This is a genomic window from Pseudomonas sp. 22490 (assembly GCF_052044465.1).
Taxonomy (GTDB): Bacteria; Pseudomonadota; Gammaproteobacteria; order Pseudomonadales; family Pseudomonadaceae; genus Pseudomonas; species Pseudomonas aeruginosa.
In genome coordinates, this window is sequence record NZ_JBQENS010000099.1 from 1 (window position 1) to 554 (window position 554).

The 554-nt window shown below is 72.6% G+C and carries 1 protein-coding gene; it reads right to left on the reverse strand.

The features are described from left to right. Nucleotides 1-554 (reverse strand): Ig-like domain-containing protein (locus tag ACTJJX_RS35070; protein WP_440782066.1); only part of this gene is annotated, 554 nt, incomplete at both ends.

Consider the following 554-nt stretch of genomic DNA (forward strand, 5'->3'; position numbering starts at 1 on the left):
CCATCCGCCAGCGGCGTGGACGGGGTGAAGCTCCAGTTGCCGCTGCCGTCGGCGGTGACCTGCCCGATCGGATTGCCGCTGCCATCGGTCAGGGTCACGGTGGCGCCCGGTTCGGCGGTGCCGCTGATCTCCGCGCCGTTGCTCGGATTGACCACCGGCGCGGCCGGCGCCACCGAGTCCACGGTGGTGCTGGCCGGAGCGCTGGTATTGCCGGTCGGGTCGCTGGCCGTGGCGTTGACCACGGTGCCGTTGGCCAGCGGCGTGCCCGGTGTGAAGCTCCAGTTGCCGCTGCCGTCGGCGGTGACCTGGCCAATCGGGTTGCCGTTGCCGTCGGTCAGGGTCACGGTAGCGCCCGGCTCGGCGGTGCCGCTGAGCGTAGTGCCGTTGCTCGGGTTGACCACCGGAGCCGCCGGGGCCTGCGAGTCCACGGTGACGCTGGCGCCCGGGCTGCTATTGCCGGCGGCGTCCTGGGCCACCACGTTGACCACGGTGCCGTTGGCGATCGGCGTGGACGGGGTGTAGGTCCAGTTGCCGCTGCCGTCGGCGGTGACCTC